9 protein-coding genes are annotated in these 11,777 nt (G+C 63.7%); 7 read left to right on the plus strand and 2 right to left on the minus strand.

The genetic code is table 11. The features are described from left to right. Window positions 1-118: 118 nt before the first annotated feature. Entirely contained in the window at window positions 119-382 is a 264-nt protein-coding gene (locus tag ACFSQT_RS31755; protein WP_379025544.1) for a hypothetical protein, read from the minus strand. 62 nt (window positions 383-444) lie between these two features. Between ACFSQT_RS31755 and ACFSQT_RS31760 the strand changes: the two genes are divergently transcribed. Together ACFSQT_RS31760 and ACFSQT_RS31765 are read left to right on the plus strand one after the other, a co-directional pair. After that, window positions 445-3,621 carry an efflux RND transporter permease subunit gene (locus ACFSQT_RS31760; protein WP_379025610.1) on the plus strand — a complete coding sequence of 1,059 codons (3,177 nt, stop codon included), beginning with the start codon at window positions 445-447 and terminating at the stop codon, window positions 3,619-3,621. Window positions 3,622-3,635: 14 nt separating this feature from the next. Next, window positions 3,636-4,787: an efflux RND transporter periplasmic adaptor subunit gene (locus ACFSQT_RS31765; RefSeq protein ID WP_379025546.1), complete on the plus strand. Its 1,152-nt coding sequence runs from the start codon at window positions 3,636-3,638 to the stop codon at window positions 4,785-4,787. Window positions 4,788-4,808: 21 nt separating this feature from the next. Here ACFSQT_RS31765 and ACFSQT_RS31770 read toward each other — a convergent pair whose 3' ends face one another. Beyond that, window positions 4,809-5,741 carry a LysR substrate-binding domain-containing protein gene (locus ACFSQT_RS31770; RefSeq protein WP_379025548.1) on the minus strand — a complete coding sequence of 311 codons (933 nt, stop codon included), beginning with the start codon at window positions 5,739-5,741 and terminating at the stop codon, window positions 4,809-4,811. A gap of 107 nt (window positions 5,742-5,848) precedes the next feature. Here ACFSQT_RS31770 and ACFSQT_RS31775 point away from each other — a divergent pair, with 107 nt between their 5' ends. From ACFSQT_RS31775 to ACFSQT_RS31795, 5 genes are all read left to right on the plus strand, one after another. Continuing rightward, a complete protein-coding gene (locus ACFSQT_RS31775; protein WP_379025550.1) occupies window positions 5,849-6,649 on the plus strand; it encodes a HalD/BesD family halogenase in 801 nt (266 codons plus the stop codon). 105 nt (window positions 6,650-6,754) lie between these two features. Next, window positions 6,755-7,447: a GntR family transcriptional regulator gene (locus ACFSQT_RS31780; RefSeq protein ID WP_379025552.1), complete on the plus strand. Its 693-nt coding sequence runs from the start codon at window positions 6,755-6,757 to the stop codon at window positions 7,445-7,447. 37 nt (window positions 7,448-7,484) lie between these two features. After that, window positions 7,485-8,591, plus strand: coding sequence for a mandelate racemase/muconate lactonizing enzyme family protein (locus ACFSQT_RS31785; protein WP_379025554.1), 1,107 nt, complete (start codon window positions 7,485-7,487; stop codon window positions 8,589-8,591). A gap of 1 nt (window position 8,592) precedes the next feature. Further along, window positions 8,593-9,777, plus strand: coding sequence for a mandelate racemase/muconate lactonizing enzyme family protein (locus tag ACFSQT_RS31790; RefSeq protein ID WP_379025556.1), 1,185 nt, complete (start codon window positions 8,593-8,595; stop codon window positions 9,775-9,777). A 264-nt stretch (window positions 9,778-10,041) separates the two neighbouring features. Beyond that, window positions 10,042-11,706: an ABC transporter substrate-binding protein gene (locus ACFSQT_RS31795; protein ID WP_379025558.1), complete on the plus strand. Its 1,665-nt coding sequence runs from the start codon at window positions 10,042-10,044 to the stop codon at window positions 11,704-11,706. Window positions 11,707-11,777 lie beyond the last annotated feature (71 nt).

Consider the following 11,777-nt stretch of genomic DNA (forward strand, 5'->3'; position numbering starts at 1 on the left):
TAACGTCACGAATGTTACTTACTGGTAACACCTATGCCGCCTTTCGTCAATCACAAGGCTGTGAACTGGTCCTGCCAGATTGAGGATGGGTCAGATCGAGATGGGCGGAAATTGCAGATCATGCGGCTTCGGCCGGTGAAGAGATGAAAACGGTTCGCGAGCATGGGCTGCGAATCGACAGACAAGGAGCCGGCCAATGCCACAGCGCCGCGATCTTACCATAGATGAAGCCGTCCGGGATCCGATGATCCGGCTGGTCATGAAAGCGGATGGCGTCGACCCGCGCGCCTTCGAGAGGATGCTGCGCTCGCTCGCCGATGCGCAGCGCCGCGAGGTGCCGTTGCTGCGTTCGCTGCAAGAGCCCGGTGATGGGCGCGGCCAAAGGCTGTCCAGGGTTGCCAATGCCTTCGGCAGGGCAAGAGCAGCCGGAGAGGCGTGCGTATCGTGGTAAACTTCTTCATCCACCGTCCGATCTTTGCCTCGGCGATCGCCATCATCATGGTGCTCGCCGGGACGATTTGTTATTTCCTGCTGCCTGTCTCGCAGTTTCCCGACATCACACCGCCCCAGGTCGTGGTCAGCGCCCACTATCCGGGCGCCAGCGCGCAGGTGGTGGCCGATACCGTAACGACGCCGCTGGAGCAGCAGATCAACGGCGTGCAAGGCATGACCTACATGTCGTCGACGAGCTCCAATGACGGCTCCTCGACCATCACCATCACCTTCGATGTCGGCTATTCGCTGAGCACCGCCGCCGTCGACGTCCAGAACCGCGTCTCGCAGGCGGCCTCGTCGCTGCCAGCGATCGTCAATCAGGGCGGCGTGACGATCAAGAAACAGAATCCGAACTTCGTCCTCATCGTCAACCTGACCTCGCCGGACAGTTCGGTCGATCCGGTGGCGCTGAGCAACCTGGCCTATCTGCAGGTGGTCGATCCGCTGAAGCGGCTGCCCGGCGTCGGCGACGTGCAGATCTTCGGCGAGCGGCGCTATTCGATGCGCGTCTGGCTCGACCCGGACAAGCTGGCCAATCTCGGCATCACCGCCGTCGACGTCCAGAATGCGATTGCCGAGCAGAACGTCCAGGTGGCGGCCGGCAAGATCGGCCAGTCGCCTGCTCCCGCCGGCACCGCCTTCGAGATGCAGGTCAACGCCGTCGGCCGGTTGAGCGATCCCAAGGAGTTCGGCGACATCGTCGTGCGCGCCAACACGGACACCGGCTCGCTGGTGCGGCTGCGCGACGTTGCCCGCATCGAACTCGGCGCGCTGCAGTATTCGTCGTCGGCCTTCTTCGGCAAGGATCCGACCGTGGTGCTCGCCGTCTACCAGATGCCCGGCTCCAACGCGCTCGATCTGCAGCAGCGCGTCAAGGACAAGATGCAGGAGCTGTCCGGCCGATTCCCGAAGGGCGTCTCCTACGCGATGCACTACGACACGACGCGCTTCGTTTCGGCGTCGATGCATGACGTGCTGATCACACTCGGCGAAGCGCTGGTCCTCGTCGTCGCCGTGGTGTTCATCTTCCTGCAAAGCTGGCGCACGACGATCATCCCGACCATCGCCATTCCGGTGTCGCTGGTGGCGACGCTCGTCGTCATGGAGATGCTTGGCTTCTCGCTCAACATGCTCAGCCTGCTCGGCATGGTGCTGGCGATCGGCCTCGTCGTCGACGATGCCATCGTCGTGGTCGAGAATGTCGAACGACAGCTGGAGGCCGGGCTGAAGCCGTTGGCGGCGACAAAGGCCGCGATGGCCGAAGTCACCGGTCCGATCATCGCCACCACCGCCGTGCTGATGGCGGTGTTCGTGCCCGTCGCCTTCATTCCCGGCGTCTCCGGCAGGCTCTACAACCAGTTCGCGCTGACGGTGGCGATCTCCGTCGGCATCTCGGCCTTCAACTCGCTGACGCTGAGCCCCGCGCTCAGCGCCGCCTTCCTGCGGCATCGCCAGCCAACGCAGTTCGTGCTGTTCCGCTGGTTCAACACCGGCTTCGACAGGCTGTCGCATGCCTACGCCCACGGCGTGCGCATCCTGATCCGCTTGCGCTGGATCATGCTCGGGCTGTTCGCCGCCGGACTTGTCGCCACCTATTTCGTCTGGCAGCGCCTGCCCTCGACCTTCCTTCCGGTCGAGGACCAGGGCTACTTCTTTGTCGTCATCCAGTTGCCCGACGGCGCTTCGCTGGAGCGTACCGACGCGGTGGCGCAAAAGGCGCGCGACATCCTGCAGGCGACGCCAGGCGTCGACATCGTCGGCTCGATCAGCGGCCTGAACTTCCTGACCAGTGCGGCGCAGTCGAACTCGGCGGTCGAATTCGCCATCCTGAAGCCATGGGAGGAACGTGGCCCCGACCAGAGCGCGTCGAAGCTCGTCGACGACGTGCGCGGCAAGCTGATGCAGATTCCGGAAGCCTTCGCGCTGAGCTTCGATCCGCCCTCGATCCCCGGTATCGGCACCACGGGCGGCTTCGAATTCGTCGTCGAGGATCTCACCGGTCGCGGCAGCGCGGCACTCAACGATGCGACGCAAGCCGTGATCGCCGAGGCGCGCAAGCAGCCCGAGATCGCTCCGCAGCAACTGTTCTCGCCGTTCTCGACCTCGACGCCGCAGTTCAACTACGACCTCGACCGCAGCAAGGCGAAACTGCTCGGCCTCAACCTGCCGGATGTGTTCAACACGCTGCAGATCTATCTCGGCTCGCTCTACGTCAACGACTTCAACCTGTTCGGCCGCACCTTCCGGGTGACCATCCAGGCCGACAAGGATGCACGTGCGGGCGCCGCCGACATTTCGCGGCTCTACGTTCGCAATGCCTCCGGCGGCATGGTGCCGCTGAGCACACTGGGCAAACTCGTGCCCTTCGTCGGCCCGGAAACCGTGCCGCATTACAACAACAATGCGTCTGCCTCGATCAATGGCGGTGCCGCACCCGGCTTCTCCTCGGGCCAGGCGGTCGCCGCGATGGAGCGGGCGGCCGCCACCGCACTACCCAGGGATTTCGGTTTCGAATGGACCGGCATCACCTTCCAGGAGCTCAAGGCAGGATCGATCGCGTCCGTCGTCTTCGGCCTCGCCATCGTCTTCGTATTCCTGATCCTGGCGGCGCAATATGAAAGCTGGGCGATGCCGTTCATGGTGCTGCTGGCGGTGCCGCTCGCTCTGTTCGGCGCGTTCGCGGTGCTGTGGGCGCGTGGCATGCAGATCGACGTCTACTCGCAGATCGGCTTCGTCATGCTGATCGGCCTGGCGGCGAAGAACGCCATCCTGATCGTCGAGTTCGCCAGGCGACGACGCGAGGAGGGCCTCAGCATCGTCGACGCGGCGATGGAGGCCGCACGGCTCAGGCTGCGGCCGATCCTGATGACGGCCTTCGCCTTCATCCTCGGCGTGCTGCCGCTGATGTTCGCCACCGGTGCTGGTGCGGCAAGCCGTCAGTCGATCGGCACCACCGTCTTTGGCGGCATGGTCGCCGCCACCATCCTGTCGCTGGTGTTCGTACCGGTCTTCTACGCGGTCATCGAACAGCTGCGCGAACGCCGTGGCAATGACGAGCCCGCCGCTGAACACACTGAACCAACTGCCGAACCCGCCTTCCCTCCCCTGGCGGAAGCGGCCGAATAAAATTGGAGACTATCATGCGTAAATGGAAAATCGCGTTGGGAACGGCTGTCGCGCTGGGAGCGATCTCGGTGGCCAGCGTCCACCTGCTCGACATGGGCAACCTCAGCCTCAATGCCGGCACGGCTGGTGCGGCGCCCGCTCCGGCGGCGTTCGTCATGCCGGTGCCGGTGGTCAGCGTCGTCAAGAAGACGATCCCGATCTACCTCGACTACGCCGCGCGCACGGAGCCTATCCGCAACATCACCTTGCAGGCCAGGATTCCAGGCTACCTGCAGGAGCAGGCCGCTGCCGACGGCGTCGACGTCCGCCAAGGCGATCTTCTCTACAAGATCTCACCCGATGACTTCCAGGCGGCTCTCGACCAGGCCAGGGCGCAGGTGCAGCGCGACACGGCAACGCTCGACTATGCCCGGTCCAATCTCGGCCGCGGCACCGAGCTTGCCAAGAGCGGCTATCTCGCCAAGGACGGCTTCGACCAGCGCACCAGCACCTTGCGCGAGGCACAGGCGTCGCTGGCGCTCAACCAGGCGGCGGTGCGCACGGCCGAGCTCAATCTGAGCTACGCCGAAATCCGCGCGCCGTTCGCCGGACGCCTGGGTCGCAACCAGGCCTCGGTCGGAACGCTGGTCAGCGTAGCCGGCACCGTGCTCAACACGCTGGTCCAACTCGACCCGATCTACGTCACCTTCAATCCGAGCGAGACGGATCTGGCCGAGATCGAGCAGGCGCGCGCGGCCGGCCCGATCGAAGTCGAGGTCCTGCTTCCCGGCGAGACCGAGGCCAGCCAGAAAGGCGAACTCACCTTCATCGACAATTCGGTCGACCGTTCGACCGGCACCATCACTGCGCGGGCGACGATCGGCAACGGCAAGTTCACGCTGCTGCCGGGCCAGTATGTTCGCGTCCGGCTGCATGTGAAGCAGCAGGCCGACGCGCTGATGGTGCCGCAGACGGCGCTGGGCTCGAGCCAGCTCGGCAAATATCTCTACGTCGTCGGCAAGGGCAACACGGTCGACCAGCGGCTGGTCTCGCTCGGGCCGACCAGCGGCGATCAGGTGGCGATCCTGAGCGGCGTGGCCGAAGGCGACCAGGTGATAACAGGCAATCTGCAGAAGATCGGACCCGGAATGCCGATTTCTCCGCTCCCGGAAAAGCCGGCCACCTGAACACCCCCGTCAGGTCCGGCTTCAGCGCGGCGCCCCGACCTCCCACAGGTCGCGGGCGCCGTTTTTTGTGAGCAACTCGACCAGGCCGGCGACATCGGCACGGTCGGCCTTGGCAGGCGGCATGAACGCGCAATAGGGATGCCCGAGGCGGACCGAGACGGACGAGAGCGCGATCAGCCGTCCTGCCTCGAGATCGGCACGCGCCATGACCCGCTGGCCAAGGGCGATGCCCAGACCCAGCCGCGCCGAGGCGATCGCCAGGCTGGACAGGCCGACGCGCCGCCCGTGCGATGGATCGGGCGAACGGCTGCCGCCGGACGCCGCGAACCAGTCCGCCCAGGTCGGGTGCGAGGCATAGTTCGGCCCCCAATTGGTGTGGATGAACAGGCTCTCGTGCAGATCCGCCAGACCCGAATCGCCGTTGCCGTTCCTCTGCCAGAATTCTGGCGCGCAGACCGGCAGGACCTCGTCATGGACAAGCCGGACTAGCTTCAATCCGGGATAGTGGTAGTCGCCATAGCTGATGCGCAGATCGATGTTCTGGCGCATCAAATCGACCGGATCGTCCTCAACCCGGACGTCGATCGCCATCTGCGGAAAGGCATCGAGAAGCGCGGCCAGCTTCGGCGCCAGCCACAGTTCGGCCAGCGAAAACGGCACGCTGACGACAAGACGCGTCCGCAAGCCGCCTTCCAGCATGCGCCGACCGATCGCTGCTATGTCGCTCAGCGCCCGCGCGGTCTGCGGATAGATGGCGTGGCCGGCGTCGGTCAGCGCGATGCGGTTGCCACTGCGTACGAACAATTGCTTGCCGAACCAGGTTTCGAGGTTGCGTATCTGCTGGCTCACCGCCGCCGAAGACACGCCGAGCTCGGTCGCGGCCAAGGTGAAGCTACTGGTGCGCGCCGCGACCTCGAAGGCCTTGATCGCATTCAGCGGCGGCAACCGTTCCATGCCCAATCTTCCCGAAAGTTTTTCTAGCGCAATCCTAATAATTTTCCGCGTTGAGAGAAAGATTTTTTTGCCATCTCATAGGCTCGAAACCTCGGAGCCCCATGATCATGACCAAAACCATGAACGACATTCTCGATCTCGACCGCTATCCACTCGACCGCGAAGGCAGCGCCGAATGGCAGCGCCTTGTCGAACAATCCGTCGCCGCGCTCGAAGCCGACGGCATGTTCAATCTCGAGGGGTTTCTGCGGCCCCGCGTCGCTGAAAAAGCCGTCCAGGAAATCCAGCCGGTCATGGCGGCGCGGTCGCATGTGCACAAGCGCATGCACAACATCTACTTCAAGCCCGACATTCCCGGGCTTGCTCCCGATCATCCGGCGTTGCGCAAGGTCGAAACCATCAGCCACACCGTTTGTGCCGACCAGATTCCCGGCAGCGTCGTGCTTGCCATCTACGAATACGAGCCGCTGCTGCGCTTCCTGGCGGCGGCGATGGGCAAGAGCAAGCTGCATGTCATGCAAGACCCGCTGGCGCGCACCAATGTCATGGCCTATCGCGCCGGCGAAGCGCTCAACTGGCATTTCGATCGTTCGGAGTTCACCACCACACTTCTCCTGCAAGCGCCGGAGCGCGGCGGCGATTTCGAATATCGCACCGATCTGCGGTCGGACGACAATCCCAACTATGACGGCGTTGCCAGATTGCTCGAGGGGCGCGATTCCGACGCAAAGATCCTGCGCGTGAGGCCGGGCACGCTCAACGTCTTTCGCGGCAAGAACACCGCGCACCGGGTCACCACTGTCGAAGGCGAACGCGAACGCGTGATCGCGGTGTTTTCCTACTACGAGAAGCCTGGTGTGATGTTCAGCGCCGAGGAACGGGTCGGCTTCTACGGCCGCGCTGCCTGAGGAAGAAGCAGGCATGCCAGCGGTCTTCAAGAATCCGAAAATGGCCTCTTGTTAGATTGTCGACAATCTGCTTGTCTTGTTCTCGATTTCCTCGGGAGTGGCCGAATGGGCAAAGCGGATTTCAGTCCGATCGCGGATACCACGCGCCGCGCCGAGATCGTGGCGCTGTTGCGGCGCGCGATCCTGACCGGGCAGCTCGAACCCGGCCAGAAGCTCAACGAGCTTCGAATTTCCGAACAGATGAAGGTCAGCCGCGCGCCGCTGCGCGAGGCGATGCGCGAGCTGGTGCAGGAAGGCATCCTGACCAGCATTCCCTATGCCGGCACCTTCGTCATCGATGTCACCGCGAAGGACATCGACGATGCCTATTCGCTCAACAAGGTGCTGGACGAATTCGCCATCGAGCGCACCTGGCCGCTGCGCGACCAGCGCTTCTTCGATGAGCTCGACCGTCGTCACGAGGCGGTGAAACAGGCGACCCGCAACCGCGACACCACCCGCCAGATTGAAACGGCGCTGCAACTGCATGGCCTGATCTACGAATGGGCCGACAATTCGGTGCTGCTGGAAACCTGGCAGCGGCTGACCAGCCGGCTGCAGATGTATTTCGCCCTGCACCAGCAGGCACGCAACGAAGCGGTGCCTTCCGAAGACGTTCACGAGACCTATGTGTCACTGCTCAAAGGCGCCGACATGCGTGCTGCCCAGCGCCATGCCCGCGAACATATCGACCTCGATTTCGAAGAGCTTCTTTCCTACGCGCGCGATCTCGAACAGCGCCCTTCGAAAGGCGCCTGACCAACCGTCAACAGCAGAAATAGCGGACAAGACACACGTGAAGATCGAAACCATCAAAGCCTACCATGTCGTGCAGCCTTTCGTGGACGGGCCCTACCGCATGTCCAAGGGACGCGTCGCCGACTGCTTCGACGCGGTGATCGTGGCCATCACCTCGGACAGCGGCTTGACCGGCTGGGGTGAAATGGCGCCGCTCGGCAACTTCTACTCCGCTGCATTTCCGGCAGGCACGCGCTCAGGCGTGCCGGAGATCGCCCCGCATCTGATCGGCCAGGATCCGCGCGGGTTGGCTGGTATCGGCCGGCTGATGGACACCGTGTTCAAGGGCCACCCCTACATCAAGTCGGCGCTCGACATGGCCTGCTGGGACCTTGCCGCGCGCGCCGCCGACGTGCCGCTGGTGACGCTGCTTGGCGGCCGGGAGAGCGAAACCGCGGAACTCTACAAGGTCGTCACCCACGGCAGCGTCGAGGCCATGGCGGCGCTGGCCAAGCGCATCGTCAAGGACGGCTTCCACCGGCTGCAGGTCAAGGTCGGCGGCAATGTCCATGACGACATCGAGCGTGTGACTGCGGTTGCCGCTTCGGTGCCGAAAGGCACGGTGATCTTCTGCGATGCCAATGCCGGCTGGACGCCCTACCAGGCGCGCCAGTTCGCCGACACGACGCGGGCCATCGACTACACGTTCGAGCAGCCCTGCACGACGATCGACGAATGCATGTCGGTGCGCCGTTCGCTCGACAAGCCGATGGTGCTGGATGAGTCCGTCGCCTCGCTCGACGACATGCTCGACATCCACCGCAAGGGTGCCGCCGACGGGCTGACCTTGAAGATCTCGCGGCTTGGCGGCGTCACCAAGACGCGGCAGATCCGCGATCTCGCCGTCGACCTCGGCTTCATGATCACCGTCGAGGACACCGGCGGCGCCGAGATCGACACCGCGGCGATGGCGCATCTGTCGCTGTCGACACCGGAGGAACGCCGGCTGCATGCCATCGCCTTCCACGAATGGGTGACGGTGCGCACGGCGTCGAACATGCCGCCGGTCACCGGCAGCCGCATGGGCATTCCGGATGGACCTGGCCTCGGCATCGACGTCGTTCCCGATCTGCTTGGCGCGCCGTTCTTCGAGGTCGGCCACTGAGATGAAAATCCGCAGCATCACCGCCACTCCGGTCAACTTGCGCCTCGAGGCGCCCTACGCCTGGGTGTTCGGCGAGCTCGACGGGTTTTCGCCCACCATCGTCGAGGTCGAGACCGAGGATGGATTGATCGGCCTCGGTGAGGCGCCGACGCCAGCAGCGGCCGCGATCATCAACGATGTCCTTGCGCCACGGCTGGTCGGCCGCGACGCCTTCGACATTGCCGGCGCCGAGAATGTCTGCCTGCCCTATTGGACCGGTGTGCAGTCGATCAACGACCGCACCCGCATCATGGCCTTCGGCGCCATCGAGATGGCGTTCTGGGACCTGCGCGGCAAGGCGTGGAACCAGCCGCTCTACCAGTTGCTCGGCGGCGCCGTGCGCAAGGATATCCCGTTCACCGACTATTTCTCGCTGCGCGGCGACGGGCTGAAGGTCAAAGGCGAGACGACGCCGGAAGAAGTCGCCGACTATTGCGTCGAGATGCACGAGACATACGGGACGACCTTTTTCGAAGGCAAGTTCTCGACCGAGGACCCGAAAGTCTCGCTGAGAATCGTCGAGCTGATCCGCCGTAAACTCGGCGACGATGCGATGATCCGCATCGATTCCAACCAGGCCTATTCGCTGGCGACGGCGCGGCGGCTGGCGCGGCCGCTGGAAGAGCTCGGGGTGCGCAACTGGGAAGATCCGGTGGCCACCATCGAGGAGATGCGCGAGTTGCGGCGCCACTGCTCGATCCCGTTCTCGACCCACAACATCGATATTGCCCGCGCCATGGAAACCAAGGTGCCGGACGCTTTCGTCGGTAACCCGACGACGCATGGCGGCATCGGCCGCCTGCTGCGTTTCGTCGGCGCCTGCGAGCACGCCGGCATCGATTTCTGGTGCTACAGCGGCGACAGCGGCATCGGCAGCGCGGCCTATCTGCATCTGTGCGCGGCACTCGGCTGGATCAGGGAGCCGAACCAGTCGCTGTTTCGCATGCTGCCGATGGATGTCACCGACGAAGGGCCGTTTTCGCCGAAAAACAACGTCGTGCGCGTGCCGGAAGGCCCCGGTCTCGGCATCACGTTGTCGCGGGAAAACCTCGCTGCCTGTCACAGAGACTTTACCGAGAAAGGACCGTGCAACAAGTATCATGATCCGGCAAAGCCCGGAACCTATCGCCGTTTGCCGCTGAACTAGATGACGGCAGGCGGCCAGAACAAACGACCAAGATATGTGGCCAACAGACGAGAAGCCAACCGCCGTGACTTCGGTCGGGAAGGTCGGACAAAGACGGTGGAAGCAGTGCAGCCAGGAATCCGGCGCATCCACGCCAACGACCGGATGGACCGGACAAAACCGCATGCTACAGTCCCGGTTAGCAGGCCTTTCTGACGATCGGAAATGGAGCAAATCCGCAAAAAATTCGTCAACCATAAGAACACAGGGGAAGGGTAAAAACCCATGAGCAAGAATTATCACATTCTCGACCTGATCCGGCGCAATCGCTCGCCGCTTGAAAATCACCTGATCGATGGCCTCGTCGACGGCAGGGTCAGCCGCCGCGACTTCATCCGTCACGGCAGCCTGCTCGGCCTGTCGCTGCCGCTGCTGGGCCGCATCGGTGCAGCCGCCGGCCTCGGCGGCATGCCGTCGCTAGCGCGCGCCCAAGGCGCGCCCGGCGCCACCATCCGCGTCGCCAGCAGCGTGCCGGCGGCAACGATCGACCCGGTCACCATCGCGGACGCCGGCGGCCTGCTGATCATGCAGCAGGTTGCCGAGTTCCTCTGCGTCGACGGCCCCGACCTCGTGCTGCAGCCGGCGCTGGCCGAAAGCTGGAAGCCGAACGACAACGGCACGGTGTGGACGTTCAAGCTGCGCAAGGGCGTGAAATTCCATAGCGGCGGCGAGATGAAGGCCGACGACGTCGTGGCCAGCATCGACCGCCTTGCCGATCCGGCAAACTCGTCCAACGCGCTGTCGGTATTCAACGGCATCCTGCAAAAGGGCGCCAGCAAGAAGGTCGACGACTACACGGTGGAATTCCACCTCGACGCGCCGAACGGCAACTTCCCCTACATGCTGTCGTCCGACAACTACAACGCCGTCATCATCCCGGCGAGCTACAAGGGCGACTACGAAAAGAGCTTCGACGGCACCGGGCCGTTCAAGATCGAGAAGTACACGGCAAAGGTCGGCGCCTCCTTCGTCCGCAACGAAGACTATTGGGGCACGAAGGCGTTGCCGGAGCGCACCGAATTCACCTTCTTTACCGACACGCAGCCGCAAATCCTGGCACTGCAGGGCGGACAGGTCGACATCATCAACCAACTGCCGGTGCTGTCCGGCGTCGCGCTGCTCAACGATCCGAATGTCGACATCATCAGCCTGAAGTCGGTCGCTCACCAGCAACTGCATATGCGCTGCGATTCGGACCCGTTCAAGGACCCGCGCGTGCGCCGGGCCATCGCGCTCAGCCTCGACCGTGACAAGCTGGTTGCCGGCCTGATGAAAGGCCGGGCTTCGCCAGGCAATGACAGTCCGTTCGCCCCGGCCTACCCCTCGACCGATACGAGCGTGCCGCAGCGCAAGCAGGATATCGCGCAGGCAAAGCAGCTGATGGAAGCCGCAGGCGCCGCCAAGGGCTTCAAGGTGACGCTGACCACCGAGCGCTATCTGGAAATCCCCGAATACGCCCAGCTGATCCAGAACTGGGTCAAGGAGATCGGCATCGAGCTCGAGCTCAATATCCTCGACCAGGGCGGCTACTACGGAGACGCGGTGTTCGGCAAGTCGAACTGGCTGGATTCGGTGATGGGCATCACCGACTATGGCCACCGCGGCGTGCCGAATGTCTATCTTGCAGCACCGCTGAAGAGCGACGGTACCTGGAACGCGGCGCACTTCAAGAACAAGGACTACGACACGCTGGCGACCAGCTACATCGCCGCACTCGACCTCGAGGCGCAGAAGGCGACGGCAGGCAAGATCCAGAACCTGCTGCTCGAAGAAACGCCGGTCATCTTCGGCTATTTCTACGACTATCTGACGGCGACGGCGAAAGGCGTGACCGGCGTGCAGCCGACCGCGATGTCGCAGCTGTTCCTCGACAAGGCATCGAAGGCCTGAACGGAAAGGGAAAGCCAATCCTGTAACAGCCAGCTCCCCCAAGGGGGCTGGCTCCACAAGGAGTCTTAGCC

The sequence above is a fragment of the Mesorhizobium calcicola genome, assembly GCF_042682105.1.
Taxonomy (GTDB): domain Bacteria; phylum Pseudomonadota; class Alphaproteobacteria; order Rhizobiales; family Rhizobiaceae; genus Mesorhizobium; species Mesorhizobium calcicola.